This is a genomic window from Kosakonia sp. MUSA4 (assembly GCF_013085925.1).
Taxonomy (GTDB): Bacteria; Pseudomonadota; Gammaproteobacteria; order Enterobacterales; family Enterobacteriaceae; genus Kosakonia; species Kosakonia sacchari_B.
On the sequence record NZ_CP025697.1, the window covers coordinates 1,646,694 to 1,672,451 of the forward strand.

At 55.0% G+C, this 25,758-nt stretch carries 28 protein-coding genes and 1 pseudogene; 17 read left to right on the plus strand and 12 right to left on the minus strand.

The features are described 5' to 3' along the window. Window positions 1–183 precede the first annotated feature (183 nt). Entirely contained in the window at window positions 184–1,176 is a 993-nt protein-coding gene (locus C0557_RS07775; protein WP_208658059.1) for an alpha/beta hydrolase, read from the plus strand. Between the two features lie 208 nt (window positions 1,177–1,384). On the opposite strand, the gene C0557_RS07780 is transcribed toward C0557_RS07775, so the two are convergent. Then, window positions 1,385–3,070, minus strand: coding sequence for an aspartate:alanine antiporter (locus tag C0557_RS07780; RefSeq protein WP_074775533.1), 1,686 nt, complete (start codon window positions 3,068–3,070; stop codon window positions 1,385–1,387). A gap of 274 nt (window positions 3,071–3,344) precedes the next feature. On the opposite strand from C0557_RS07780, the gene ybjM reads away from it, so the two are divergent. Further along, window positions 3,345–3,704: an inner membrane protein YbjM gene (gene ybjM / locus C0557_RS07785; protein WP_208658060.1), complete on the plus strand. Its 360-nt coding sequence runs from the start codon at window positions 3,345–3,347 to the stop codon at window positions 3,702–3,704. A 33-nt stretch (window positions 3,705–3,737) separates the two neighbouring features. Here the strand turns inward: ybjM and C0557_RS07790 are convergent, their stop codons facing one another. Next, on the minus strand, window positions 3,738–4,001 hold the full coding sequence (locus tag C0557_RS07790; RefSeq protein ID WP_208658061.1) for a GrxA family glutaredoxin: 264 nt from the start codon (window positions 3,999–4,001) through the stop codon (window positions 3,738–3,740). Window positions 4,002–4,178: 177 nt separating this feature from the next. On the opposite strand from C0557_RS07790, the gene nfsA reads away from it, so the two are divergent. The 11 genes and pseudogenes from nfsA (at window position 4,179) to C0557_RS07845 (ending at window position 13,402) form a co-directional block, all read left to right on the plus strand. Further along, a complete protein-coding gene (gene nfsA, locus C0557_RS07795) occupies window positions 4,179–4,901 on the plus strand; it encodes an oxygen-insensitive NADPH nitroreductase (RefSeq protein ID WP_208658062.1) in 723 nt (240 codons plus the stop codon). 73 nt (window positions 4,902–4,974) lie between these two features. Further along, window positions 4,975–5,877, plus strand: a complete 903-nt coding sequence (gene rimK / locus C0557_RS07800; RefSeq protein WP_074775539.1) for a 30S ribosomal protein S6--L-glutamate ligase — start codon at window positions 4,975–4,977, stop codon at window positions 5,875–5,877. Window positions 5,878–5,961: 84 nt separating this feature from the next. Next, a complete protein-coding gene (locus tag C0557_RS07805; RefSeq protein WP_208658063.1) occupies window positions 5,962–6,447 on the plus strand; it encodes a YbjN domain-containing protein in 486 nt (161 codons plus the stop codon). Between the two features lie 351 nt (window positions 6,448–6,798). Beyond that, window positions 6,799–7,911 (plus strand): spermidine/putrescine ABC transporter substrate-binding protein PotF, encoded by a 1,113-nt coding sequence (potF, locus tag C0557_RS07810; RefSeq protein WP_043954086.1) that lies wholly within the window; start codon window positions 6,799–6,801, stop codon window positions 7,909–7,911. Between the two features lie 140 nt (window positions 7,912–8,051). Next, on the plus strand, window positions 8,052–9,185 hold the full coding sequence (gene potG / locus C0557_RS07815; protein ID WP_208662834.1) for a putrescine ABC transporter ATP-binding subunit PotG: 1,134 nt from the start codon (window positions 8,052–8,054) through the stop codon (window positions 9,183–9,185). A 9-nt stretch (window positions 9,186–9,194) separates the two neighbouring features. Beyond that, window positions 9,195–10,148, plus strand: coding sequence for a putrescine ABC transporter permease PotH (gene potH, locus C0557_RS07820; protein ID WP_074775543.1), 954 nt, complete (start codon window positions 9,195–9,197; stop codon window positions 10,146–10,148). Then, a complete protein-coding gene (gene potI / locus C0557_RS07825; RefSeq protein ID WP_007374092.1) occupies window positions 10,145–10,999 on the plus strand; it encodes a putrescine ABC transporter permease PotI in 855 nt (284 codons plus the stop codon). Before potH ends, potI begins: the two co-directional genes overlap by 4 nt. 116 nt (window positions 11,000–11,115) lie before the next feature. Further along, entirely contained in the window at window positions 11,116–11,535 is a 420-nt protein-coding gene (locus tag C0557_RS07830) for a YbjO family protein (protein WP_208662836.1), read from the plus strand. 41 nt (window positions 11,536–11,576) lie between these two features. Further along, window positions 11,577–12,704 carry a 23S rRNA (uracil(747)-C(5))-methyltransferase RlmC gene (gene rlmC / locus C0557_RS07835; protein ID WP_208658064.1) on the plus strand — a complete coding sequence of 376 codons (1,128 nt, stop codon included), beginning with the start codon at window positions 11,577–11,579 and terminating at the stop codon, window positions 12,702–12,704. Window positions 12,705–12,769: 65 nt separating this feature from the next. Beyond that, window positions 12,770–13,038: pseudogene (locus C0557_RS27580) on the plus strand (type II toxin-antitoxin system RelE/ParE family toxin). Window positions 13,039–13,060: 22 nt separating this feature from the next. Then, the gene (locus C0557_RS07845; protein ID WP_208658065.1) at window positions 13,061–13,402 is read left to right on the plus strand and encodes a HigA family addiction module antitoxin; all 342 of its coding nucleotides are present in this window, start codon (window positions 13,061–13,063) and stop codon (window positions 13,400–13,402) included. Window positions 13,403–13,452: 50 nt separating this feature from the next. Here C0557_RS07845 and artJ read toward each other — a convergent pair whose 3' ends face one another. The 6 genes from artJ to C0557_RS07875 all read right to left on the minus strand — a co-directional run bounded on the left by artJ (window position 13,453) and on the right by C0557_RS07875 (window position 17,944). Beyond that, window positions 13,453–14,187 (minus strand): arginine ABC transporter substrate-binding protein ArtJ, encoded by a 735-nt coding sequence (gene artJ / locus C0557_RS07850; RefSeq protein WP_074775551.1) that lies wholly within the window; start codon window positions 14,185–14,187, stop codon window positions 13,453–13,455. 170 nt (window positions 14,188–14,357) lie between these two features. Beyond that, the gene (gene artM, locus C0557_RS07855) at window positions 14,358–15,026 is read right to left on the minus strand and encodes an arginine ABC transporter permease ArtM (protein WP_208658066.1); all 669 of its coding nucleotides are present in this window, start codon (window positions 15,024–15,026) and stop codon (window positions 14,358–14,360) included. Beyond that, entirely contained in the window at window positions 15,026–15,742 is a 717-nt protein-coding gene (gene artQ, locus C0557_RS07860; protein ID WP_007374099.1) for an arginine ABC transporter permease ArtQ, read from the minus strand. The genes artM and artQ overlap by 1 nt, the downstream gene beginning before the upstream one ends. Before the next feature lie 6 nt (window positions 15,743–15,748). Beyond that, window positions 15,749–16,480 carry an arginine ABC transporter substrate-binding protein ArtI gene (gene artI, locus C0557_RS07865; protein WP_035885879.1) on the minus strand — a complete coding sequence of 244 codons (732 nt, stop codon included), beginning with the start codon at window positions 16,478–16,480 and terminating at the stop codon, window positions 15,749–15,751. A gap of 19 nt (window positions 16,481–16,499) precedes the next feature. Then, the gene (artP, locus tag C0557_RS07870) at window positions 16,500–17,228 is read right to left on the minus strand and encodes an arginine ABC transporter ATP-binding protein ArtP (RefSeq protein WP_208658067.1); all 729 of its coding nucleotides are present in this window, start codon (window positions 17,226–17,228) and stop codon (window positions 16,500–16,502) included. A gap of 200 nt (window positions 17,229–17,428) precedes the next feature. Continuing rightward, window positions 17,429–17,944, minus strand: coding sequence for a lipoprotein (locus C0557_RS07875; RefSeq protein WP_208658068.1), 516 nt, complete (start codon window positions 17,942–17,944; stop codon window positions 17,429–17,431). 100 nt (window positions 17,945–18,044) lie between these two features. Here C0557_RS07875 and C0557_RS07880 point away from each other — a divergent pair, with 100 nt between their 5' ends. Genes C0557_RS07880 through C0557_RS07890 form a run of 3 tightly spaced genes read left to right on the plus strand, consistent with a single transcriptional unit; the run spans window position 18,045 to window position 19,789 of the window. Further along, window positions 18,045–18,368 (plus strand): heavy metal-binding domain-containing protein, encoded by a 324-nt coding sequence (locus C0557_RS07880; protein ID WP_208658069.1) that lies wholly within the window; start codon window positions 18,045–18,047, stop codon window positions 18,366–18,368. Beyond that, window positions 18,365–19,192: an N-acetylmuramoyl-L-alanine amidase gene (locus C0557_RS07885; protein ID WP_208658070.1), complete on the plus strand. Its 828-nt coding sequence runs from the start codon at window positions 18,365–18,367 to the stop codon at window positions 19,190–19,192. Before C0557_RS07880 ends, C0557_RS07885 begins: the two co-directional genes overlap by 4 nt. Before the next feature lie 18 nt (window positions 19,193–19,210). After that, window positions 19,211–19,789: a hypothetical protein gene (locus C0557_RS07890; RefSeq protein WP_253073796.1), complete on the plus strand. Its 579-nt coding sequence runs from the start codon at window positions 19,211–19,213 to the stop codon at window positions 19,787–19,789. Between the two features lie 4 nt (window positions 19,790–19,793). Here the strand turns inward: C0557_RS07890 and C0557_RS07895 are convergent, their stop codons facing one another. From C0557_RS07895 to poxB, 4 genes are all read right to left on the minus strand, one after another. Continuing rightward, on the minus strand, window positions 19,794–20,807 hold the full coding sequence (locus C0557_RS07895) for an NAD(P)-dependent oxidoreductase (protein ID WP_007374106.1): 1,014 nt from the start codon (window positions 20,805–20,807) through the stop codon (window positions 19,794–19,796). Window positions 20,808–20,901: 94 nt separating this feature from the next. After that, window positions 20,902–22,338 (minus strand): DUF2867 domain-containing protein, encoded by a 1,437-nt coding sequence (locus C0557_RS07900; RefSeq protein WP_208658071.1) that lies wholly within the window; start codon window positions 22,336–22,338, stop codon window positions 20,902–20,904. Between the two features lie 9 nt (window positions 22,339–22,347). Next, the gene (gene ltaE, locus C0557_RS07905; protein WP_208658072.1) at window positions 22,348–23,346 is read right to left on the minus strand and encodes a low-specificity L-threonine aldolase; all 999 of its coding nucleotides are present in this window, start codon (window positions 23,344–23,346) and stop codon (window positions 22,348–22,350) included. Between the two features lie 37 nt (window positions 23,347–23,383). Continuing rightward, window positions 23,384–25,102: a ubiquinone-dependent pyruvate dehydrogenase gene (poxB, locus tag C0557_RS07910; protein ID WP_074775565.1), complete on the minus strand. Its 1,719-nt coding sequence runs from the start codon at window positions 25,100–25,102 to the stop codon at window positions 23,384–23,386. Window positions 25,103–25,252: 150 nt separating this feature from the next. Between poxB and C0557_RS07915 the strand changes: the two genes are divergently transcribed. After that, entirely contained in the window at window positions 25,253–25,681 is a 429-nt protein-coding gene (locus tag C0557_RS07915; RefSeq protein ID WP_043954070.1) for a DoxX family protein, read from the plus strand. The last annotated feature ends 77 nt before the right edge of the window (window positions 25,682–25,758 follow it).

The window sequence follows — 25,758 nt, forward strand, 5'->3', positions numbered from 1 at the left end:
AGAGTTTGCATATATTCATCTAAAATTCAGATGAATTTCATCCGCTTATTGGATTTGACGTTAAAAAAATCGCTGGTAACGTTTGTGACGACCATTCCCGCCTTGCCCACCCTCGCATATTTTTTAATGAGAATGGAGAGGTGCATAATGCGAGGTCGATTCACGATAGCGGGGTGGTTTCTGATGGCGAGTATTTCGGGTTCGGCATTGGCTGCCACCCATGAGCTGGCGGGCAATACGCCCGGCGCGGAGGTCATTAACGTTGAAAAATCCCGCGGGCAGATCGATTTACTGAGCAATATCGTTTACAGCCAGATTCGGAATGTGCGTTCCGTTCGCCAGTTAAACATGTCGCTACTGGTTCCGCGCACCAGCGCGCTGAAACCGGCCATCGTCTACTTCCCAGGAGGCGGTTTTACTTCCGCCGATTACGACAAATTTATTGAAATGCGTATGGCGCTGGCGGAAGCGGGATTTGTTGTCGCCGCGGCGGAATACCGTGTTGTGCCGAATACCTTCCCGGCGCCGCTGGAGGATGGTAAAGCCGCAGTGCGCTATTTGCGCGCGCATGCGAAGGAGTACAACATCGATCCGCAACGAATCGGTGTGTTGGGGGATTCTGCTGGTGGCTGGATGGCCCAGATGCTCGGCACAACCAACAATATAAAAACCTTCGATACTGGCGACAACACCGATCAATCGTCGGCAGTGCAGGCGGTTGCAACGTTATATGGTATTTCAAACTTGCTGAATATCGGCGAAGGATTCCCGCAAGAGATCCAGCAGGTGCATCGCTCCCCGGCGGTCACCGAATCGCTGTTGGTAAACGGCGCAGCTTTCAGGAATTTCCCCGGTGCGACCATCGACAGCGATAAACAAAAAGCGCTGAATGCCAGCCCGATGGGGCATATCAGCGGTAATGAGCCACCGTTCCTTATCATGCACGGCAGCGCCGACACGCTGGTGTCGCCGGTGCAGAGCGCGCAGCTTTTCAATGCGCTGAAAGAGAAACATGACAAGGTAAAATACATCTTGGTTAAAGGCGCAGAGCATGGCGATATTTCCTGGTTCCAGCCTGCGGTGATCAATACGGTGGTCGAGTGGTTCAAGCAGACCCTGGGCGCGCCCGTTAACGGTGAGGGCAAAGCGGCAAGCGGTAAAGACGGCAACCTGTAAGCGGAGTAATAAAGGCCACCAGAGCGCGTTGAGTAATTCCTTGAGGAGTGAATTTCGGGCAACAAAAAACCCATCAACCTTGAACCAAAATGGCGGGGTTGATGGGCTCCACAAAATGGGGACATCAAAGAAAAGCAGTGGCACTAGTTATGACTGACACCCCAGAAAAAAGTTCTGCGCATAACTGAAATATTTTTCAGCTTAGGAGTTATCCGAGTCCCGGCCAGATGATGATGATCAGCGTCCCCGCCAGGGTTAACAATACGTTGGCGATCGCGTAGGTTCCGGCGTAGCCCAGCGCCGGGATATTGCTGCGCGCGGTATCGCTGATGATCTCCATGGCGGGCGCGCAGGTACGTGCGCCCATCATCGCGCCAAAGAGCAGGGCGCGGTTCATTTTCAGCACGTACGCGCCGAACAGGAAACAGATCAGCACCGGAACGAGGCTGACGATCAACCCGGCGATCAGCATCTGCCCGCCGACGGCGCCCAGACCATGACCAATGCCGCTACCGGCGCTTAAGCCGACACCGGCCATAAATACCATCAGGCCAAACTCTTTCACCATCATCAGCGCACCCTGCGGGATATAGCCGAACGTCGGGTGGTTCGCCCGCAGGAAGCCAAGCATGATACCGGCGAACAGCAGACCGGCGGCATTACCGACGCCAAAACTGAACGAGCTGAACTGGAAGGTGATCATGCCGATCATCAGGCCAACAATAAAGAAGGCGCAGAAGGCGAGCAGATCGGTCACCTGGCTGTGAATCGAGATAAAACCGATGCGGTCGGCAATGGTTTTCACCCGGCGGGCATCGCCGCTGATTTGCAGCACGTCGCCTTTATTGAGCACGATATTGTCGTCGATCGGCATCTCAATCTGGCTACGGATCACGCGGTTAAGAAAACAACCGTGATCGGTCAGTTTCAACTGCGCGAGACGGCGGCCAACCACATTGTGGTTCTTCACCACAACTTCTTCCGTCACGATGCGCATATCCAGCAGATCGCGATCGAACACCTCTTTACCGTTGCGGAAACTGGGATCGAGGCGCGCATGCGCGTCCGGGTAACCGACCAGCGAGATCTCATCGCCCATTTGCAGCACCGCGTCACCGTCCGGGCTGGCGAGAATACCGTTGCGGCGAATACGCTCAATATAACAACCGGTCTGGCGATAGATCCCCAGCTCGCGCAGGTTCTTGCCGTCGGCCCAGGCCACCAGCTCCGGCCCGACACGGTAAGCGCGGATCACCGGCAGATAAACTTTGCGATGGGCATCGGTATCGAGGCCGCGTTCGCGAGCGATCTGTTGGGCGCTGGTTTGCAGATCCTGGTGTTGCAGCTTCGGCAAATAACGCGCGCCGAAAATCAGGCTGACCAGACCAATCAGGTAGGTTAACGCGTAGCCAAGGCTGAGATTATCCAGCGCGCTGGCAAGATGGCCGCTCTCCATTGAGGCATGACGCAGCGTATCGCCAGCGCCAACCAGAACGGGGGTTGAGGTCATCGAACCTGCCAGCATCCCGGCGGTGAGGCCAATATCCCAGCCGAACAATTTTCCCAGCCCTAAGGCAATTAATAGCGCGCTGCCAACTAATACCAGCGCGAGCATCAGATAATTCTTACCGTCGCGAAAAAAAATCGAAAAAAAGTTGGGGCCAGCTTCAACACCTACACAAAAAATAAACAGCATAAAACCAAGATTTAATGCATCTGTGTTTATGCTGAAATGCTGCTGACCTAATAATAACGAAACGACTAAAACGCCAATGGAATTACCGAGTTGTACCGAACCCAGACGTAATTTACCCAGACAAAGGCCGAGTGCCAGTACCACAAACAATAACAGTATGTAATTCCCGTTTAACAAATCTGCGACGTTTATATTCACGGAGGCTAACTTCTTGTTTACTTGTAAGTTGTTGAAAGGAATGGTTATTTGAGCTAGTGTTTTGAACGTGCGCTGGCAAAAAAAAGCGGTGTTGCACCATGCATTCTTCGCAAAACAAAAACAGGGCGATAGTTTAATCGGATTAGATTACAACGGCTAGTGAGAATCGCGTGTTTACGGCCAGGCCATTTCAGGTATGGATTGCCGTCACCCTTTATCTGTCCGGACATTCTTTTGAACAAACGGGTATGTGATAGAGAGTCAGGAGGATTGTTTGAAGCTCAGGCGACGTCGGCTCGGTGTTATTTGCAGTTTTCTACTCTTTATTGCGGTATGCCTTTCTTTGGTCGTTAGCATGAAAGGGGATTTACCCGGCTCTGGTAAACCCGCAACAGGTTTGTTGTTTTTTATATTGCCCGGTATTGCCAGCGGCCTTGTTGCTCGCCGTCGCCGAGTGGTGATTGCGCTGCTGGGGGCGCTGCTGGCGCTACCGTTCTGCTATGTACTGATTCATCTGTTTCTGCTGCCGTCGCGATCGGTCTGGCAGGAGCTGGCCTGGCTGTTCAGCGCGATGTTCTGGTGTGGGATTGGCGGTCTGGCGTGTCTGTTTGTGGGCAGGGTGTTCAGGCACTAAACGCCCCCGGAAATGGGGGCGGGCGTCGGGCCGTTATGCAAACAGGCCGAAATGCTGTTTGGCCCAGGCTTCAAAATCAGTGCAGCCGCCAATGTGTTGCTGGTCGAGGAAAATCTGCGGTACGGTTTCTACCGGTTTGCCGACGGTTTTTTCCAGATCGGCTTTCGTAATCCCTTCCGCGTGAATATCGACATAGCGATAGTTGAAATCATCACGTTCAGCGGTCAGTTTTTCTGCCAGCTCTTTTGCGCGCACGCAGTACGGGCAGCCCGGGCGGCCAAAAATTACAGCAAACATACTCTCTCCTTAAACCTGAAGGTTAATGGCCGCTATCATGACCAAACCCTGGCCTGATGGAAAGCAGGTTCTGCCTGTTGCATTAATCTCTGCAACCTTTCAGGACAATTTCGGTTTACTGCGATCCTGCATCTCTGTCCTATACTCGGGGTCTTGTTTCTACGGGGATTATTCATCATGACACCAACGATTGACTTGCTGTGCGCCCATCGTTCCATTCGCCACTTTACCGATCAACCTGTCACGCAGGAGCAGCGTGACGCGATCATCGCCAGCGCGCAGGCGACCTCCAGCTCCAGCTTTTTACAGTGCAGCTCGATTATTCGCATAACCGATAGGGCGATGCGTGAACAACTGGTGGCATTGACCGGCGGGCAGCAGCATGTCGCTCAGGCGGCTGAGTTCTGGGTGTTCTGCGCGGATTTCCATCGTAACTTTGAAATCAGCCCGGAAGCGAAACCCGGTCTTGCGGAACAACTGCTGCTGGGTGTGGTAGATACCGCGCTGATGGCGCAAAACGCCTTTACGGCGGCGGAATCTCTGGGGCTCGGCGGTGTTTATATCGGCGGTATTCGTAACAATATTGAAGCAGTGGGTGAACTGTTACAGGTGCCAAAACATGTGCTGCCGCTGTTTGGCCTGTGCCTTGGTTGGCCGGCGGACGACCCGGGTTTAAAACCGCGGATGCCGGCATCGCTGCTGGTGCATGAAAACTATTATCAGCCGCTGGATCGCGATGTGCTGGCGCAGTATGACGAAGAGATCGCTAACTACTATCTGACGCGTGGCAGCAATACGCGCCGCGATACGTGGAGCGATCATATCCGTCGCACGCTGATTAAAGAGAATCGTCCTTTTATTCTCGACTATTTGCATAAACAGGGATGGGCAACACGCTAATTCCCGTTCATCCTGCTCTTTGCTGCGTGTATGATACGCGGGCTTTAACGGCTCTTTTTTAGCGAGGTGCAGGGTGAGAATTGCCATATTGTCCCGGGACGGAACGCTCTATTCATGTAAACGCCTGCGCGAAGCGGCAACGCAGCGCGGCCATCTGGTCGAAATTTTCGATCCACTCTCCTGTTACATGAATATCAGCCCTGCGGCATCGTCCATTCACTATAAAGGCCGTCAGCTCCCGCATTTTGATGCGGTGATCCCACGCATTGGCTCCGCCATTACCTTTTACGGTACGGCTGCGTTGCGCCAGTTTGAAATTCTGGGCAGCTATCCGCTCAATGAATCCGTCGCCATTACCCGCGCCAGAGATAAACTGCGCTCACTGCAACTGCTGGCGCGCCAGGGGATCGATTTACCGGTGACCGGCATTGCGCATTCGCCGGATGACACCAGCGATCTGATCGATATGGTCGGCGGCGCGCCGCTGGTGGTCAAGCTGGTGGAGGGCACGCAGGGAATCGGCGTGGTGCTGGCGGAAACTCGCCAGGCGGCAGAAAGCGTGATTGACGCGTTTCGCGGCCTGAATGCGCATATCCTGGTGCAGGAGTTTATCGCCGAAGCCAAAGGGTGCGATGTCCGCTGTCTTGTTGTCGGCAATGAAGTGGTTGCGGCCATTGAACGCCGGGCGAAAGAGGGGGATTTTCGCTCCAACCTGCACCGCGGCGGGCAGGCGACTGTCGCCAACATTACGCCGCGCGAACGCGAAATCGCGCTGGCGGCTGCGCATACGCTGGGGCTGGATGTGGCGGGCGTGGATATTCTGCGCGCCAATCGCGGGCCGCTGGTGATGGAAGTGAACGCGTCGCCGGGGCTGGAAGGCATCGAAAAGGCTACCGGCATCGATATTGCCGGGCGGATGATCCAGTGGATTGAGCGTCAGGCAACCCCTGGATTTAGCCTGAAAACAGGCGGCTAGGGCATTTTCCTGCGCTATTAATGGTGCCTGCCGTGCTTTTTGCGTAAGCTATGGACAATTTTTTCAGTAAGAGAGTATTACGTTATGGATTCACTCGTCGTTCCTGGTCTGGACACGCTTCGTCACTGGCTCGACGAACTGGGCATCACTTTTTTTGAGTGTGATAACTGTCAGGCGCTGCACCTGCCGCATATGCAAAATTTTGATGGCGTGTTCGATGCGAAACTCGACCTGGTTAATGACATCATGCTGTTTACGGCGATGGCGGAAGTTAAACCTTCGGCGCTGCTGGCGCTGGCAGCGGATCTCTCTGCCATTAACGCCAGTTCGTTGACCGTAAAAGCGTTTCTCGATATTCAGGATGATAATCTGCCGAAGCTGGTGGTATGCCAGTCTTTATGCGTTGGGCCGGGCGTCACCTTCGAGCAGTTCGCCTGGTTTATGCGCCAGAGCGAGGAGCAGATTTCCATGGTGATTATGGAAGCCAACGCGCACCAGCTGCTGTTTCTTGCGACAGAAGGCGAGGAAGAGTCCGTCGAGGGTGACGCAACGCGCAATTTTCTCCACTGACTCTTTGCCGCAATTCATGCAGTCGCTGCCAGCGCGGCTGCAAAATAAATATTTTTATTCTGCTTTTAACCTTTCTTTAAAGAACTATTCACCGCAATTCCGGCGGTGAAGGCTTATCCCATAGACAGATCCTGCATAAAAAATTGATAAACCGCGTTTTTTAATCTGACCTATAGCCTCAAACCCTGGCTACAGTTATTCTTGCGCTGCTTACAACAGCATGCGGTGTCTGCCGGAAGAGTTTTCTCCTCCGAGGCTGTGCAGAGTGACAAAATATGCATGATTCTTGCATACCTTAAAATGCGTACATTTGGTTCGTATGTTAACGGGCTTTTCCAGAAGGAATGAGATATGACCGCCTTGAGCAAAAAATGGGTATCAGGTCTTGTCGCGGGTGCGTTGATGGCTGTCTCTGCCAGCACGCTCGCAGCCGAGCAAAAGACGCTGCATGTTTACAACTGGTCTGATTATATTGCGCCGGACACCGTCGCAAATTTCGAAAAAGAAACCGGTATTAAAGTCGTTTATGACGTGTTTGACTCCAACGAAGTGCTGGAAGGCAAACTGATGGCGGGCAGCACCGGCTTCGACCTGGTGGTGCCGTCGGCAAGCTTCCTTGAGCGCCAGCTGGCTGCCGGTGTGTTTCAGCCGCTGGATAAGAGCAAGCTGCCAAACTGGAAAAACCTCGATCCGGACGTGCTGAAGATGGTTGCCAAGCATGACCCGGACAACAAATACGCCATGCCGTACCTGTGGGCGACCACCGGTATTGGTTATAACATCGATAAAGTTAAAGCCGCACTGGGCAAAGACGCGCCGGTGAACAGTTGGGATCTGGTGCTGAAGCCGGAAAACCTGGAAAAACTGAAAAGCTGCGGCGTCTCTTTCCTCGATGCGCCGGAAGAGATTTTTGCCACCGTGCTGAACTACCTCGGCAAAGATCCGAACAGCAACAAAGCGGATGATTACACCGGCCCGGCAACGGATTTGCTGCTGAAGCTGCGTCCGAATATCCGTTATTTCCACTCTTCGCAGTACATCAACGATCTGGCTAACGGCGACATCTGCGTGGCGATTGGTTGGGCTGGGGACGTATGGCAGGCCGCTAACCGCGCGAAAGAAGCGAAAAACGGCGTCAACGTGACCTACACCATTCCGAAAGAGGGTGCGCTGGCGTTCTTTGACGTCTTCGCGATGCCTGCCGATGCGAAAAATAAAGATGAGGCTTATCAGTTCCTTAACTATCTGATGCGCCCGGATGTGATTGCCCATATCAGCGATCACGTGTTCTACGCGAACGGCAACAAAGCCTCTGTTCCACTGATCAGCGAAGAAGTGCGTAACAACCCGGCAATCTTCCCGCCGCCGGATGTCTTCGCCAAGCTGTTTACGCTGAAAGTCCAGGATCCGAAGATTGACCGCGTAAGAACCCGCGCATGGACTAAAGTTAAAAGCGGCAAGTAAATCAATTACCTGACTGGTGATTAGAGCGCACCAATATGGTGCAATTGCCCCAAAGCTGAACAGAGGTACTGCGCCTCTGTTCAGCCATTTGTAAGTCAACCTGTTGAAACAGGGTGATGTTTATGCCGGAGAGCACTGGATTGAACGACGCTATTCCCCGCCCACAGGCGAAGAGCCGCAAGGATCTGACGCCGCTGCTTGAAATCCGCAATCTGACCAAATCGTTTGACGGCCAGCATGCCGTTGATGATGTCAGCCTCACTATTTACAAAGGCGAAATTTTTGCTCTGCTCGGCGCGTCCGGCTGCGGCAAATCGACCTTGCTGCGTATGCTGGCCGGTTTTGAGCAGCCAACGCAGGGGCAAATTATGCTCGACGGCGTCGATCTGGCGCACGTGCCGCCGTATCTGCGCCCCATCAATATGATGTTTCAGTCTTATGCCCTGTTCCCGCACATGACGGTTGAACAGAATATCGCGTTTGGACTGAAACAGGACAAGTTGCCGAAAGCGGAAATTGCCAGCCGCGTGGCGGAGATGCTCAATCTGGTGCATATGAGCGAGTTCGCCAAACGTAAGCCTCATCAGCTTTCCGGCGGGCAACGTCAGCGCGTGGCGCTGGCGCGCAGCCTGGCGAAACGCCCGAAACTGCTGCTGCTGGATGAACCGATGGGCGCACTGGATAAAAAACTGCGTGACCGTATGCAACTGGAAGTGGTGGATATCCTCGAGCGCGTCGGCGTGACCTGCGTGATGGTCACGCACGATCAGGAAGAGGCGATGACCATGGCTGGCCGTATCGCCATCATGAACCGCGGTAAATTTGTGCAAATTGGCGAGCCGGAAGAGATTTACGAGCATCCGACCACCCGCTACAGCGCTGAATTTATCGGCTCGGTCAATGTCTTCGAAGGGCTGCTGAAAGCGCGTCAGGATGATGGCCTGGTGATCGAGTCTCCGGGGCTGGTGCATCCGCTGAAGGTCGATGCGGATGCTTCGGTGGTGGACAACGTGCCGGTGTACGTGGCGCTGCGCCCGGAAAAAATCATGCTCTGCGATGAGCCGCCAGCCGATGGCTACAACTTTGCCGTCGGCGAAGTGGTGCATATTGCCTACCTTGGCGACCTCTCTATTTATCACGTGCGTGTGCAAAGCGGGCAGATGATCAGCGCCCAGTTGCAAAACGCGCATCGCTACCGTAAAGGCGCGCCAACCTGGGGCGACGAAGTTCGTCTCTGTTGGGATGCCGATAGTTGTGTGGTTCTGACGGTTTAAGGAGCGGTGATGAGTACACTGGAGCCGCCGGCCCGCGTTGAAAAACCGGGCGGTATAACACTGTGGCTGGCGCGTATGCAGATGCGTCACGGGCGCAAGCTGGTGATTGCGCTGCCCTATATCTGGCTTATTTTGCTGTTTCTGCTGCCGTTTTTGATTGTCTTCAAAATCAGCCTTGCGGAGATGGCGCGCCAGATCCCGCCGTATACCGATCTGATTGAGTGGGCCGACAGCCAGCTTACGGTCACGCTGAATATCGGCAACTTCCTGCAACTGACCGACGATCCGCTCTATATCGAGGCGTATCTGCAATCGCTGGAAGTGGCGGCGATTTCCACGCTGTGCTGTTTGCTGCTCGGCTATCCGCTGGCCTGGGCAGTGGCGCACAGTAAGCCGTCAACGCGCAATATTCTGCTGTTGTTGGTGATTCTGCCGTCGTGGACGTCGTTTCTGATCCGCGTGTACGCGTGGATGGGCATTTTGAAAAGCAACGGCGTGCTGAATAACGTCCTGATGTGGCTGGGCGTTATCGATCAGCCGCTGAACATTCTGCACACCAACCTGGCGGTCTATATTGGCATCGTTTACGCCTATCTGCCGTTTATGGTGCTGCCGATTTATACCGCGTTAACGCGTATCGACTATTCGCTGGTGGAAGCCTCGCTGGATCTCGGCGCGCGGCCGCTGAAAACCTTCTTCAGTGTGATTGTGCCGCTGACCAAAGGCGGGATTATCGCCGGGTCGATGCTGGTGTTTATCCCGGCGGTAGGGGAGTTTGTGATCCCGGAACTGCTTGGCGGCCCGGACAGCATCATGATTGGGCGCGTGCTGTGGCAGGAGTTCTTTAATAACCGCGACTGGCCGGTGGCCTCTGCGGTGGCGGTGATCATGCTGTTGTTGCTGATTGTGCCGATCATGTGGTTCCACAAACATCAGCAGAAACAGGCGGAGGATCACGCATGAACAACTTACCGGTAGTGCGATCGCCGTGGCGCATCCTGATCCTGGTGCTCGGGTTCTCATTCCTGTATGCGCCGATGCTGATGCTGGTGATCTACTCGTTCAACAGTTCGAAGCTGGTCACGGTATGGGCAGGCTGGTCAACGCGCTGGTACGGCGAACTGTTCCACGATGATGCGATGATGAGCGCGGTGGGCTTAAGCCTGACCATTGCCGCCTGTGCTGCCACGATGGCGGCGATCCTCGGCACCATCGCCGCTGTTGTGATGGTGCGTTTTGGCCGCTTCCGTGGCTCCAACGGTTTCGCCTTTATGATCACCGCACCGCTGGTGATGCCGGATGTGATTACCGGTCTGTCGCTGCTGCTGCTGTTTGTCGCGCTCGGGCATGCGATTGGCTGGCCTTCGGATCGCGGGATGTTAACCATCTGGCTGGCGCACGTCACGTTCTGTACGGCTTATGTGGCGGTGGTGATCTCCTCTCGCCTGCGTGAACTCGATCGCTCGATTGAAGAGGCGGCGATGGATCTGGGCGCCACGCCGCTGAAAGTCTTCTTTGTCATTACGTTGCCGATGATCATGCCTGCGGTGATTTCCGGCTGGCTACTGGCCTTTACGCTGTCGCTGGATGATCTGGTGATCGCCAGTTTTGTCTCCGGACCGGGCGCAACGACGCTGCCGATGCTGGTCTTCTCCAGCGTGCGTATGGGGGTGAACCCCGAAATCAACGCACTGGCGACGCTGATCCTCGGCGTGGTCGGGATTGTTGGTTTAATCGCCTGGTATCTGATGGCGCGCACGGAAAAGCAGCGGATTCGTGATATCCAGCGTGCAAGACAAGATCATTCTCATTAAAATCGGAAAATTGTGTCGCTGATGCCGCGCTTGTCGCGGCATTTTTTCACAGGGAAATCACCGGATTGGGCTTCTTTAAGAAAACCACTCATCACGCGAAACCGAATGTACCCGCGATGGTGCAGGTGGCGGCTATTGCCATCATCACTATTCGCTGTGTCGATGTGCTGATGGTGCTCAATGTACTGGGCGGGCGCGGTATTATCGATTTTGTCCAGCGCAGCGCACAGACCTGGGCGCTGACGCTGATTTTTCTCGGCAGCCTGTTGCTGGTATTTATCGAGATCCTCTGTGCGTTTTCGGTGGTGAAAGGCCACAACTGGGCGCGCTGGCTCTATCTTCTGACGCAGCTTATTGCCACCGGCTATTTGTGGGCCGCCTCGCTTGGTTATGGTTATCCGGAGCTGTTCAGTATTGCCGGTGGTTCGCGCCGGGAGATTTTCCATTCGCTGATGCTGCAAAAACTGCCCGATATGCTGGTGCTGTTCCTGCTGTTTATCCCCGCACCCAGCCGACGCTTTTTCCGCCTGCAATAACGGTGGTACAATCCCGGCCCCGCAAAACGAAAGGCTTTATTATGCAGTGCGCTCTCTACGATGCTGGTCGCTGTCGCTCCTGTCAGTGGATCGAACAACCGCTTGCCACCCAGCTTACCGCGAAGATGGACGATCTCCATCACCTGCTGGCGGGGTTGCCGGTTGCAGAGTGGCGCACGCCGGTGAGCGGCCCGGAACAGGGGTTTCGCAATAAAGCCAAAATGGTGGTCAGCGGCAGCGTAGAAAAACCGCTGCTTGGTATGCTGCATCGTGACGGTACGCCGGAGGATCTCACTGATTGCCCACTCTATCCCGACGCTTTTGCCCCGGTTTTTGCTGCGCTTAAACCCTTTATTGCCCGCGCGGGGTTGACGCCTTACAACGTGGCGCGCAAGCGCGGCGAACTGAAATACCTGCTGCTGACCGAAAGCCAGCAGGATGGCGGCATGATGCTGCGTTTTGTATTGCGTTCCGAAGCCAAACTGGCGCAACTGCGCGCCGCGCTGCCGTGGTTGCAGGCGCAATTACCGCAGCTAAAGGTCATTTCGGTAAATATCCAGCCGGTGCATATGGCGATCATGGAAGGGGAGACGGAGATTTTCCTCACCGAACAGCAGGCGCTGGCGGAAAATTTCAATGGTGTGCCGCTGTGGATCCGCCCGCAAAGTTTCTTCCAGACCAATCCGGTTGTCGCCAGCGCGCTGTACGCCACTGCCCGTGACTGGGTACGCGCTTTACCGGTCGCGCATATGTGGGATCTGTTCTGCGGCGTCGGTGGTTTTGGTCTGCACTGCGCTACACCTGAAATGCGGCTGACCGGCATTGAGATTGCCCCGGAAGCGATCGCCTGCGCAACGCAGTCGGCGCAGGTGCTGGGATTGCACAATCTGCATTTTCAGGCGCTCGATTCCACGCAGTTCGCCACTGCGCAACAGGACGTGCCGGATCTGGTGCTGGTTAACCCACCGCGACGCGGCATCGGGGCGGAATTATGCAACTACTTAAGCCGTATGGCGCCGCCTTTTATCGTCTATTCAAGCTGTAATGCACAGTCGATGGCGAAAGATATTCGACAGCTTCCAGGCTATCGCATCGAACGCGTGCAATTGTTTGATATGTTCCCGCACACCGCGCATTACGAGGTGTTGACGCTGTTGGTTAAAATGTAAAAGCACTTGTGCACAGTGCGGGTGTGCAATAGTATCATTGGTATGAACGCGGCAGGGAGGCTGCAATGCCAAAGAAAATAAGCATCAGATATTTTCGGGATGCATGGCTTGATGAATTCTTTCATCACACCACGCCGCACCGGAAAATTCCGGCCGATATTCACACTACGCTGGCCCGCAAGCTGGATACCATTAATGCCGCGACGTCGCACCGTGATCTTCGTTCGCCACCGGGCAATCGCTATGAAGAGTTGTCGGGGAAACTGCTCGGTTAATTTTCAGATGGGTTAACGGAAAGGCGGATGACCTCTATCTGGATCCGCACATCTATTGAGCCATAACGCTAAGGATTTAACATGAAACAGGCGACCAGAAAGCCAACAACGGTGGGCGACATCCTGCTGTATGAGTACCTGGAACCTCTGGAGCTCAGGATTAACGAGCTGGCGGAGATATTGCATGTGCATCGTAACTCCGTCAGTGCGTTGGTTAATAACAACCGGCGGCTGACGGCGGAGATGGCCTTTCGTCTCGCCAAAGCGTTTGACACATCCGCTGATTTCTGGCTCAACCTGCAAGCGGCCGTCGATTTATGGGAAGTAGAGAACGATATGCGAGCCCAGGAAGAGCTGAGCCGGATTGAATCGGCGGCGAGTTTTATTGCTCGCCGTGAGGCAGGGACAAAAAAAGTCGCATAAGCGACTTTTTTATCGCCCGGTAAGCGCAACGCTACCGGACAAGGCTGCATTTACTGCGGGAACCACTGGTCGCTGATTTTCTGGTACGTACCGTCAGCTTTGATCGCTTTCAGGGCGGTATTCAGTTTTTCCAGCAGCGCCTTGTTTTCCGGGCGAACCGCGATGCCGAGACCGGTGCCGAAATATTGCGGATCGGTCACTTTCGGCGTTGCAATGCCAAGCTGCGGATTGGTTTTCAGCCACTCATTAACCACGGCGGTATCACCAAATACGCCGTCGATACGGCCATTTTTCAGGTCGATAATCGCGTTCTGGTAGCTGTCATAAGCCACGGTTTTCACTTCCGGGTGCTTATCCTGCAAATATTTCTGATGTGTGGTGCCGTTTTCCATGCCGATGCGTTTGCCTTTCAAATCGTCGAAAGATTTAAACGCGTCTTTTTTCGCAATTACCACGGCGGAGTTTGCGTAGTACGGATCGGTGAAAGAGACCTGTTTGGCGCGCTCTGGCGTAATATCCATACCGGAGATCACCGCATCATATTTTCTGAATTTCAGCGACGGGATCAGGCTGTCAAACGCGTGGTTGGTGAAGGTGCAATCTGCCTGCATCTGTTTGCACAGCGCATTTGCCAGGTCGATATCAAAACCGACGATTTTATTGTTCGCGTCCAGCGATTCAAACGGCGGGTAGGTGGCGGAAACGCCGAAATTGATTTTATCAGCAGCAGAGGCGCTCGCAGCGAAAGTCGCGATCAGGGCGGCGGCCAGCATCAGTTTTTTCATTTTCGAACTCCTGTCGATCAATCTTATTGTTGTTGCCGTGTCTTCAGCATGGCGTTCACGATGCCACTAATTGAATTTATATGCAATAAAAATGCTTAAATATATTTTATTGAATATAAAAAAGGCGAGAAATTAAAGCATTATCTCGCCGTTGATTATTATTTATGCAATTAGCTGCGGCGTTCGAAAGCCAGCGCTTTGCGTTCAATCAGACGCATCATGAGCGTTAACAGACCGTTCACCACCAGATAAATCAACCCGGCTGCGCCAAACACCATTACGTCATAGGTGCGGCCGTACAGCAGCTGGCCGTGTCCCATCACCTCCATCAGCGTGATGGTGTAAGCCAGCGATGTACTTTTAAACACCAGCACCACTTCGTTGGAATAGGACGAAAGGGCGCGTTTAAAAGCGTAAGGCAGCAGGATCGCCAGCGTGTCTTTCTTGCTCATGCCCAGCGCGCCGCAGGATTGCCATTGGCCTTGCGGAATCGCGCGGATCGCGCCGTAAAACAGCTGCGTGGTATATGCCGCGCTGTTCAGCGACAGCGCCAGCAGCGCGCACAGCCACGGCTGCGACAGCAGATGCCAGATAAACGGATAGTTCTGCAACGACGGAAACTGACCGGGGCCGTAGTAAATCAGGAAGATCTGCACCAGCAGCGGCGTACCGGTAAACAGCGTGATATAGGCGCGTACGATGTGCGTCAGCACCGGCGTTTTCAACGTCAGAATGACAGTAAACAGCAGCGACAGAATCAGCGCCACAATCAGTGACGCGATGGTCAGCGTCAGGCTGGTGTGCAGGCCTTTAAACAGCTCTGGTAAATAGGCAAGCATTATCCCGGCCTCCGTTCAAAGCGCGTTGCACGCAGGTCAATGCGTTTGAGGATCCACTGGCTGAACAGGGTGATCACCAGGTAAATCGCCGCCGCCACAATGTACCAGGTGAAAGGCTCCTGGGTACGGGTAGCAATGCTTTTGGTTTGCAGCATCAGATCGTTAACGCTGATCAGCGACACCAGCGCGGTATCTTTCAACAGTACCAGCCACTGGTTACCCAGACCCGGTAGCGCATGGCGCCACATTTGCGGCATCACCAGACGGAAGAAGATCGCCCCTTTCGACAGACCGAGCGCCTGGCCGGATTCGCGCTGACCATCCGGCACCGCTTTTAACGCACCGCGCAGGGTTTGCGAAGCGTAAGCCGAATAGAGCAAAGAGAGCGCGATCACGCCGCACAGGAACGGGCTGACATCGAAGTTTTCAATCTGTACCTGCACCGGGATCTGCACCACGCCCAGATTGATGGTGAAACCATCAGAGAGCGTCAGTAGCAGTTGCGAGGCGCCGAAATAGATAAACAGCACCACGAGGATTTCTGGCAGGCCGCGCAGCAGCGTGACCAGCGCGGTACCGATCCATGCAATGGGACGCCACTTAACGGACTCCCATACGGCAAAGATCATCGCCAGCACCAGGCCGATGAGCAGCGCACAAACGGCAAGGCCGACGGTCATCCCGGCGGCGCTTGCTAATGGAAACATTTCGTTCATTAAGGATTACTTCTGGAACCATTTGCTGTAGATGGCCTGGTAAGTCCCATCTTTCTTCACTTTTTCCAGCGCAGCGTTGAATTTCTGCTGCAACTCCGTGTTGCCCTGGCGCACGGCGATACCCAGACCGGTACCGAAGTACTCTTTGTCCGTCACTTTATCGCCTACCGCTGCCAGTTTGGCATCGGCTTTCAGCCATTCGGTTACCACTGCGGTGTCGCCAAAGACAGCATCAATACGGCCGTTTTGCAGATCCAGACGCGCATTCTGGTAGCTGTCGTAAGGTACGGTGGTGATTTCCGGGTGTTTATCGTTAATGAATTTCTGGTGCGTAGTGCCGTTCTGCACGCCAACACGTTTGCCTTTCAGCTGATCGATGCTGGTGAATTTACCCTGCTGGCCGACGAACAGCGCAGAGTTATCGTAGTACGGCGTGGTGAACAGAACCTGTTTTTCACGCTCTGGCGTGATATCCATACCGGCCATCACCGCGTCAAAACGGCGGAATTTCAGGCTCGGAATCAGGCTGTCAAAGGCCTGGTTGGTAAAGGTACAGGTCGCATCGATCTCTTTACACAGCGCATTCGCCAGATCCACATCAAAGCCGACGATCTTGTTGTTGGCATCGGTGGATTCAAACGGAGGGTAGCTCGCTTCCGTCGCAAAACGAATGGTCTGGGCTGCTGTAGCGCTAAGGCTGATGCTGGCAAGTAGTGCGGCAATCAGTACTTTTTTCATTGTCTTTATTCCCGAGTCTTCAGTGAGATAGGTAGTATTTAAACGCATCGGTCTGCGGCGCGGCAAAGCAGCTGGCATCCCCTTGCTCAACAATGTGACCGTTTTCCATATACACCACGCGGCTGGCGGTTTTGCGCGCCACTTCCACTTCGTGGGTCACGATGACCTGCGTAATGCCGGTTTCCGACAGTTCGCGAATGATGCTGACAATTTGCGCGGTGATTTCCGGATCGAGTGCGGCGGTGGGTTCATCAAACAGCAGAACCTTCGGCTCCATCATCAGCGCACGGGCGATGGCGACACGCTGCTGTTGTCCGCCGGACAGGTGCAGCGGATAGCGATCGCTATAGGGTTTAAGACGTAAACGCTCCAGCAGCTTCTCGGCGCGCGCCAGCGCCTGATCTTTGCTTAAACCGAGCACGCGGCACGGCGCTTCAATCAGGTTTTGCTGCACGGTCAAATGCGGCCAAAGATTATATTGCTGGAACACCATACCCACGTTCTGACGCAATTCACGAATCGCTTTATCTGACGGGGTTTTGGCAAAATCAAAATGGTTGCCTGCAATGCTTAACTGGCCGGAACGCGGCATTTCGAGCAGGTTGAGTACGCGCAACAGCGAACTTTTACCCGCACCGCTTGGGCCGAGCAGCACCAGCGTTTCACCCTGTGGGCAATCCAGTGTGATGTCGAAGAGCGCCTGGTGTGCGCCATAAAAGCAATTGATGCTGTTTAATTTAATACTCATCGAAGCAGTCTGATAGCAATTGAGGCCGCAAATAGTAACGTTGACAGAATAGTTATGCAATATTTGTGCGTTAAAACTTAAAAATAAACCAGGTTATGCGATAAAGTTAGCACAAAATACCGGGCGGCGAGGGAACCAGGCATAAATGTCGGCATTCCCCAGGGAATGCCAGACAATTTACGGGGGTTATCACATAACCGTTAGCGATGTTCCACTGACTGGCGCAGCGTCCCGGCGGGCGCATGTACCGAGCCGCCCAGGTAGCGGACATCGTCCACCGCCCAGCACTGGCCTTCGCGGATCATCAGTACTTCATCCTGCCAGCGCTGGCTGCCCTGGCTTAACGTGACGCGCAGCGGAATATTCCGCGCATCGCTATTAGGAATGGTGGAAGCGCTGGCGACGTCGGCATGATCGGCGGCAACGCTGCGGCTGGAGAAGGGATCGGTTTTAAGCAGCGCAGCGGTTTGCGGATCGCGGCTGGCGTTATTCAGCATTTTTGCCAGGTCGTCGCTAAGATATGGGCGCAATGCGGTCAGGTCACTGCCCGGATGAGCGATGCGGTAGTCATAAAATTGTTGTGCAACACTGTCCGGACCGCCTTCCACACACTGCCCGCTATGGGCACCGATATCTTTATAGGCCGGGGTTACGGTGGTACAGGCGCTCAGCAGCAGCGCGCACGGCATTACAAGAGTCAAAACTGAATAGCGCATATTGATTTCCTTATTTCTCTTCAGAAGACACGACCTTTCAAGAATAGTGTATTGATCTGATAATGTGTCTCGTAACGTGCGCACTTAAAAGGAGAACTTTATGCAATTTTCAACCACGCCGACCCTTGAAGGACAACCGATTACCGAGTACTGCGGCGTTGTGACAGGCGAAGCGATTCTGGGCGCCAATATTTTCCGTGATTTTTTTGCCGGTATCCGCGACATCGTCGGCGGACGTTCTGGTGCCTATGAGAAAGAGCTGCGTAAAGCGCGGGAAATTGCCTTTCGTGAACTGGGCGAGCAGGCGCAGCAACTCGGCGCAGATGCGGTGGTCGGTATTGATATCGATTATGAAACTGTCGGCAAAGACAGTAGCATGCTAATGGTAAGCGTCAGCGGTACGGCGGTTAAAACGCGCCGATGAAAAAGTATGCATTAGCAATGCTGGCGCTGCTTCTGGCTGGCTGTGCGAGTGAAAAAGGGATTATCGATAAAAACGGCTACCAGCTGGATACGCGGCGTCAGGCGCAGGCAGCTTACCCGCGTATCAAGGTGCTGGTGATTCATTACACGGCGGATGATTTTGATGTCTCGCTGGCGACGCTCACCGACAAGCAGGTGAGCGCCCATTATCTGGTGCCCGCCAGCCCGCCGCTGTACCACGGGAAACCGCGCATCTGGCAACTGGTGCCGGAGCAGGATCTCGCCTGGCACGCGGGCGTGAGTTTCTGGCGCGGCGCGACGCGCATCAACGATACCTCGATCGGTATTGAGTTAGAGAACCGCGGCTGGCAACGGAGCGCGGGCGGAAAAACCTTTGCGCCTTTTGCCCCTGCGCAAATTAGTGCATTGATTCCGCTGGTAAAAGATATTATTGCGCGGTACAACATCGCGCCGCAAAACGTGGTGGCGCATGCCGATATCGCGCCGCAGCGTAAAGACGATCCCGGCCCGTTATTCCCGTGGCAGGCGTTGGCCGCTCAGGGGATTGGCGCCTGGCCGGATGCGGCAAGGGTGGCATTTTATCTGAATGGTCGTTCTCCCCATCAGCCGGTTGAAACGGCATCGCTGCTCGATTTGCTGGCGCGCTACGGCTACGAAGTGAAACCGGAAATGACCCCTGCGCAGCAGAAACGGGTGATCGAGGCGTTTCAGATGCATTTTCGTCCGGGGTTATGGAATGGCGTTGCGGATGCCGAAAGCCAGTCCATTGCCGAGGCATTACTGGAAAAATATGGCCAGGGGTGACTGCCGCTGGTTTTTTTTATGACGAGGTCAATGGAAATGGTGTTTCGCATCATGACAGGGGCATTGCTGATGGCGGCTTTTGCTGTCCACGCTGCGCCAAACCCGCCGTACGCATGTTCCTACTGGGACAAACAAACTGACAGTGTGAAAACGCTGGATGAGTGCGCCGTACTGAAAGATGGCAAGCTGGCATTTTTACCCGCGCTATTTGCCAAAACCCATGATGTCGATGGCATGTCGTGGGTCGGGCTGCACAATTATACCCGTGGAGCGGGGGAGCAGGATGCGGATTATTATGTGCGTTCTGCGCACGAGTATTTGCCGGTGATTCATTTCGATAACGGGCCGGACTGGTTTGTCGAGGGGCTGGTGCGCTCAACGCAGAACGGCAAAGTGGGCTACTGGGATGACAGTTTCCGCAACCGCATTGCCGCCCGCTATGATTACGCTTCGCAGTTTGAGGGCGGCAAAGCGCTGATCTGCATCGGGTGCAAACCGCAGCGTGAAGGCGAACATATCGCGTTGAGCGGCGGGGAGTGGTACTACATTGATAAGAGCGGCCAGCGGGTGTCTGAGATTAAATCCGGGCCGTTCTGATCTATCAGCGGTGCAGTTTACCGTGATCTTTTAACCAGTGCGCCGTGCGTTTGATGCCTTCATCCAGCGTCACGATCGGCGCATAGCCCAGCTCTTCCTGCGCGCGCGTGATATCCAGCGTGAAATCAAAATTGAGCTTCGACACGCCATAGTGGGTGAAGGCGGGTTCTTTCGCGCGTTTATCGCCAAAACGTTCCATGCTGCGGGCCAGCATATCCAGCATGGTGTAGGGCACGGAGCGAATGCGGCAGGAGATCGCCAGATCGTCAATCAGCCGCTGTACGATACTGCGCAGCGAGCGCGGCTCGCCGTTGGTGATGTTATACGCCCGCCCGGAAGGTAACGTGTCGCACTGTTGCTGGCTGGCGAGCCACATCGCATGCACTGCATTTTCGTAGTAGGTCATATCCACCAGCGCATCACCGCCGCGCGGCAGTAACACGCTGCGGTAGTGGTGCATCATCTGCGCCAGCCGCGGGATAAACACTTTGTCGTGCGGACCAAACAGGCTTTGCGGACGCAGAATGGTAAAGCGGGTGTTGGGGTTCGCCTGCGCCAGCAGATCGATAACCTGCTCGCCAGCGGCTTTGCTGCGGGCAAATTCGTTGGCGAAACGCGCCGGGCGAAAATCTTCCGGGATATCGCGGTGGTGATGATAATCGAAGTAGAGCGAAGGCGAGGAGATATGGATAAAGTTGCGCACGCCCCAGGCAACAGCCCATTCACCCAGACGGCGCGTGGCGCGCACATTTGCCAGGTCAAACGCTTCCTGCGTTCCCCACGGTGAGGTGAAACTGGAGCAGTGCCACAGCGTATCGATATCGGCGAGCATGATTTTAGCCTGCGATGAAACCAGCTCGGTTAAATCCGCATGCACAAACTCGGCGCCCATCTTGCTCAGCAACTTGCCCATCGCTTCGTTGCGGCCCGTCGCCCTGACGCTGATCCCTTTTTGACGCAGATATTCGACGGCGTTTCGGCCTAAACCGCTGGTTGCGCCCGTGACCAGTACCTTCATATCAATCCACTGTGTTGAAAAGCAATTATCGCGCGCATTCTTCCGTGAATTACGCCGCGATGCAATGGGAGAAGTAAAAGAAAAAGGTTAACCGTCAGACTTTTTCACTATTTTTTTCTGCCAGACGGGCAATTTGTTGCGCCATGCCACGAAAGATGAACAGATGAGCCGGGAACATCAGTAGCCAGTAAAACAAACCCGGCATGCCGTGCGGATGCCACCAGGCGCGGACATCCAGCAGCCGGTGGTCGCCTTTGTCGCTCAACGTAAAGGTCAGCCGTCCCAGCCCCGGCGCTTTCATACCAAACAATAATGCCAGTTGCTGCTCCGGCTCGGCGATAATCACTTTCCAGCTATCCACCGCATCGCTGGTTTGCAGCCAGGCGCGATCGGGACGCCCGCGCGGCAGTGGGTGACCAATTAAACGATCGAGCGCAGCGCGGGTTTCCCACAGCAGATTGCCGAAAAAATAGCGCTCTTTGCCGCCGATACGGTTAATCACTTCCCACAGCGCGCTGAGGCTGGCTGCGGTTTTTACCTGATAACCAGCCTGTTTCGGAAAGTAGCCGTATTGCGGACGCCAGCGTGAGAAGGCCTGCGGGTCATAGCCCCAGTCGGCGGAATTCACCAGCTTTTCTTCTTCCTGCAACGTCTGGCGCACCGCGTCATCAAAGTGGATCAGTGTTTGCGGGATCAAACGGCGCAGCGCGCGATCGTCGGCCAGCAGATCGTGTTTCAGCCCCTGGATCAGCGCCTTTGCAATCGTTGGCGGCACGGAAGTGATGAGATGTAAAAACCAGACCGAGATCAGTCGCGTTGGCAGCGGAATGGGGATCAGCGGGCGGTGTACGCCGCTGACGCGCATAAAGTGCTCGAACTGCTGCTGATAGCTCAGCACTTCCGGCCCGGCAGCCTCAAACACGCGGTGTTCCGCCGCCGGGTGATGCAACAATTCCAGCAGATAATACAGCAGGTTTTCCAGCGCAATTGGCGTGGTGCGCGAACGCACCCAGCGCGGCGGCGTCAGTACCGGCAGGTTAAACACCATATCGCGCATCACTTCAAAGGCCGCCGAACCCGCGCCGACAATGATCCCGGCGCGCAATTCGGTCACCGGAACACCGGCTGCCCGCAGCAGATCGCCGGTATATTGCCGCGCCAGTAGATGGTCAGAATCCGTTGCGCCTTTTGCCTGCAACGAACTGAGGAAAATGACCTGTTTGACCGGCGTTTCCCGCAACGCGTCGCGCACATTCAGGGCGATTTGCCGTTCATGCGCCACAAAATCGCTGCTTTCGCCCATGCTGTGCACCAGATAGTAGAGCGTATCGACATCGGCCAGCAGCGCCGGAAGATCCTGTGGCCAATAGAGATCGACAATGTGGCAGGTCACGCCGGGCAACCGCTGCTTTTGCAGGCGCGTTAACTGGCGCGCCGCTGCTTTGACCTGATGGCCTTGCTGACTGAGCGCAGCCACCAGCCGCTGCCCGATATAACCGCTGGCGCCAAGCACCAGGATCCGCTGCGCCACATCTGCTCCTTAGCGCTGTAAAAAAGCCTGCCAGTGGCGAACCACCTCGGTGAGCTGCTGGCGATTGACGTCGAGATGGGTGACCAGCCGTACCACCGGCGAAGCGTTGATCAGCACATCGCGCTCGCGCATAAACGCGCCCAGATCTGCGGCCGGTTCGCCAACGCGGACGAACAGCATGTTGGTGTCGTGACGCATCACGTCGGCGCCAATTTCCTGCAACTGAGCGGCCAGCCAGGCGGCGTTCTCGTGATCCTCTTTCAGCCGCGCGACGTTGTGCTTCAGCGCATACAGGCCCGCTGCGGCAAGGATCCCGGCCTGGCGCATGCCGCCGCCGGTCATTTTGCGCCAGCGGTTGGCGCGGGTGATATAAGCTTTGTCGCCCACCAGTAATGAACCGACCGGCGTGCCGAGGCCCTTCGACAGGCAGATGGTGAAGGAGTCGCAATATTGCGCGATCGCGCTAAGGTCGCAGCCGTATTCCACGATGGCGTTAAAGATGCGTGCGCCATCAACGTGCAGTGACAGCCCGCGCTCGCGGGTAAATTCCCACGCCTGTTTCAGGTAGTCGCGCGGCAACACTTTACCGTTGTGGGTGTTTTCCAGACTGAGCAGTTTGGTGCGCGCGAAGTGGATATCATCGGCTTTGATTTTTGCCGCGACTTTGTCCAGCGGCAACGTGCCGTCGGCGGCGGCATCAATCGGTTGCGGCTGAATGCTGCCGAGCACCGCTGCACCGCCCGCTTCGTAGAGATAGTTATGCGCACCCTGGCCGACAATATACTCTTCGCCGCGCTCGCAGTGGCTTAACAGCGCGACCAGGTTGGCCTGCGTTCCGGTCGGCAGAAACAGTGCGGCTTCTTTGCCGCTGAGTTCTGCCGCGTAACGCTGCAGTTCGTTTACGGTGGGATCATCACCGTAAACATCGTCCCCGACCGGGGCGGCGATCATCTCTTCAAGCATGGCGCGCCCCGGGCGGGTTACGGTATCACTACGTAAATCAATCACGGCATTTCCTTTCTCTGGCTCAGGTTAAGCTTCTGTTTTACCTGAGCCAGTTGGTTTTCGCCAGTTCGATGACTTCATCGCCGCGTCCGCTGATAATGGCGCGCATCATATAGAGGCTGAAGCCTTTGGCCTGCTCCAGTTTGATTTGCGGCGGGATCGCCAGTTCCTCTTTGGCGACAGTGACATCTACCAGCACCGGGCCATCGATCGAGAAGGCGCGCTGGAGCGCTTCGTCAACATCGGCGGATTTCTCTACGCGGATCCCGGTAATGCCGCAGGCCTCGGCGATGCGGGCAAAGTTGGTGTCCTGCAACTCCGTACCGTCGGTTAAGTAGCCGCCTGCTTTCATCTCCATCGCCACAAAGCCGAGCACGCTGTTATTAAAGACGATAATTTTTAGCGGCAGCTTCATCTGCACAACGGAGAGAAAATCGCCCATCAGCATGCTGAAACCGCCGTCGCCGCAGAGCGCCACGACCTGTCTTTCCGGGCAGGTTGCTTTTGCGCCGAGCGCCTGCGGCATGGCGTTGGCCATCGAACCATGGTTAAAGGAACCAAGCAGGCGGCGCTTGCCGTTCATTTTCAGATAGCGCGCCGCCCATACCGTTGGCGTACCGACATCACAGGTGAAAATCGCGTCATCCGCGGCAAAATGGCTGATTTGCTGCGCCAGATATTGCGGGTGAATCGATTTCTCGCTCGGCTTCGCTAAATCATCCAGCCCTTTGCGGGCTTCGCGGTAATCCGCCAGCGCTTTATCAAGGAAGCGGCGATCGGTTTTTTCTTCCAGCAACGGCAGCAACGCGGCAAGGGTAGCTTTGATATCGCCCACCAGCGCCATGTCCACTTTACTGTGTGCGCCAATGCTGGCCGGATTGATATCGATCTGGATGATTTTGGCATCGGTGGGGTAGAAGGCGCGATAGGGGAATTGCGTGCCGAGCAGCACTAAAGTATCGGCATTCATCATGGTGTGGAACCCGGAAGAGAAGCCAATCAGCCCGGTCATGCCGACATCGTACGGGTTGTCATACTCCACATGCTCTTTACCGCGCATCGCGTGGACAATGGGCGCATTCAGTTTCCCGGCGAAAGCCACCAGCTCTTTGTGCGCACCGGCGCAGCCGCTGCCGCACATCAGGGCGATATTGCTGGAGTAGCGCAGCAACTGCGCCAGTTTTTGTAACTCTTCTTCTGTCGGTGTGACCACCGGCTGCGGCGCACTATACCAGTGGCTGCTGGCGCTTTCCGGCGCGGGTTTTAGCGCCACGTCGCCAGGCAGTACAACGACGGACACGCCTTTATTAAGCACGGCTTTACGCATGGCGATCGCCAGCACCTGCGGGATCTGCTCCGGATTGGAAACCAGTTCGCAATAGTGGCTACATTCGCGAAACAGCTCCTGCGGATGGGTTTCCTGGAAGTAGCCGCTACCGATTTCACTTGATGGAATGTGGGCCGCAATGGCCAGCACCGGAACATGATTGCGGTGGCAATCGAAAAGGCCATTGATCAGATGTAAATTTCCCGGCCCGCAGGAACCGGCACAAACCGCCAGCTCACCGGTCAATTGTGCTTCCGCGCCAGCAGCGAAGGCAGCGACTTCTTCATGACGCGTTGGCATCCAGTGAATGGTACCCATGCGATTCAGGCTGTCGCTCAGCCCGTTAAGAGAGTCACCGGTTACCCCCCAAATCCGTTTAACGCCCGCTTGTTCAAGGGTTTTAGCAATATAAGCAGCCACAGTCTGTTTCATGGAAAGCTCCTTTTGTGATCTTGCTTACAAGCTTAGACAATGATTCTGCGTGGAATGAGATTAATCATGCCCTTTTTTAAAACAGGGGTTTATTTCAGTTACACTCCGTAATACTCTGACAAAGGTCGATGAAAACAGGAATCATTTCAAATGGTTAAATCATTGTTAAATACGGTTAATAAGATGTTTTCGCATGAAGATCTTGGCCGACTGTTGCTGCGTTTGTTGGTTGGCGGATTGATGTTGTTTCACGGGCTGCACAAATTAATCGGCGGTATTGATGGTATTGCGGGCATGCTGGTGGCAAAAGGGTTGCCGGGTTTTATTGCTTACGGCGTGCTGATTGGCGAAGTGTTGTGCCCGATCCTGATCATTCTGGGCGTTCTGACTCGTCCTTCCGCGCTGGTGCTGGCATTTACGATGGTGGTGGCGTGGTTACTGGTCGGCATCGGTAAAACGGGCGCTCTGGATGCGACCGGTGCGTGGGCGATTGAGAGTATTGTTTACTTCTTTATTGCTGCGCTGGTGATTGCTTTTATTGGCGCGGGCCGTTATTCCGTGGCTCCGGCGTGGAAGTAGCGCAGAGTTAACAGCGTACCGGAACGCTACCCGGTCAATGAGATCAAAAAAACGCCCTTCCTGTGAAGGGCGTTTTA

Coding starts and splice junctions, on each gene's coding strand:
- artI (WP_035885879.1), bottom strand. CDS start 16,480: ATGAAAAAAGTACTGATTGCCGCACTACTTGCCAGCATCAGCCTTAGC.
- artJ (WP_074775551.1), bottom strand. CDS start 14,187: ATGAAAAAACTGATGCTGGCCGCCGCCCTGATCGCGACTTTCGCTGCG.
- artP (WP_208658067.1), bottom strand. CDS start 17,228: ATGAGTATTAAATTAAACAGCATCAATTGCTTTTATGGCGCACACCAG.
- C0557_RS07915 (WP_043954070.1), top strand. CDS start 25,253: ATGGTTAAATCATTGTTAAATACGGTTAATAAGATGTTTTCGCATGAA.
- C0557_RS07790 (WP_208658061.1), bottom strand. CDS start 4,001: ATGTTTGCTGTAATTTTTGGCCGCCCGGGCTGCCCGTACTGCGTGCGC.
- C0557_RS07805 (WP_208658063.1), top strand. CDS start 5,962: ATGGATTCACTCGTCGTTCCTGGTCTGGACACGCTTCGTCACTGGCTC.
- potF (WP_043954086.1), top strand. CDS start 6,799: ATGACCGCCTTGAGCAAAAAATGGGTATCAGGTCTTGTCGCGGGTGCG.
- C0557_RS07880 (WP_208658069.1), top strand. CDS start 18,045: ATGCAATTTTCAACCACGCCGACCCTTGAAGGACAACCGATTACCGAG.
- C0557_RS07830 (WP_208662836.1), top strand. CDS start 11,116: ATGGTGCAGGTGGCGGCTATTGCCATCATCACTATTCGCTGTGTCGAT.
- C0557_RS07775 (WP_208658059.1), top strand. CDS start 184: ATGGCGAGTATTTCGGGTTCGGCATTGGCTGCCACCCATGAGCTGGCG.
- rlmC (WP_208658064.1), top strand. CDS start 11,577: ATGCAGTGCGCTCTCTACGATGCTGGTCGCTGTCGCTCCTGTCAGTGG.
- C0557_RS07890 (WP_253073796.1), top strand. CDS start 19,211: ATGACGAGGTCAATGGAAATGGTGTTTCGCATCATGACAGGGGCATTG.
- C0557_RS07885 (WP_208658070.1), top strand. CDS start 18,365: ATGAAAAAGTATGCATTAGCAATGCTGGCGCTGCTTCTGGCTGGCTGT.
- C0557_RS07895 (WP_007374106.1), bottom strand. CDS start 20,807: ATGAAGGTACTGGTCACGGGCGCAACCAGCGGTTTAGGCCGAAACGCC.
- potI (WP_007374092.1), top strand. CDS start 10,145: ATGAACAACTTACCGGTAGTGCGATCGCCGTGGCGCATCCTGATCCTG.
- artQ (WP_007374099.1), bottom strand. CDS start 15,742: ATGAACGAAATGTTTCCATTAGCAAGCGCCGCCGGGATGACCGTCGGC.
- poxB (WP_074775565.1), bottom strand. CDS start 25,102: ATGAAACAGACTGTGGCTGCTTATATTGCTAAAACCCTTGAACAAGCG.
- nfsA (WP_208658062.1), top strand. CDS start 4,179: ATGACACCAACGATTGACTTGCTGTGCGCCCATCGTTCCATTCGCCAC.
- potH (WP_074775543.1), top strand. CDS start 9,195: ATGAGTACACTGGAGCCGCCGGCCCGCGTTGAAAAACCGGGCGGTATA.
- C0557_RS07875 (WP_208658068.1), bottom strand. CDS start 17,944: ATGCGCTATTCAGTTTTGACTCTTGTAATGCCGTGCGCGCTGCTGCTG.
- C0557_RS07845 (WP_208658065.1), top strand. CDS start 13,061: ATGAAACAGGCGACCAGAAAGCCAACAACGGTGGGCGACATCCTGCTG.
- artM (WP_208658066.1), bottom strand. CDS start 15,026: ATGCTTGCCTATTTACCAGAGCTGTTTAAAGGCCTGCACACCAGCCTG.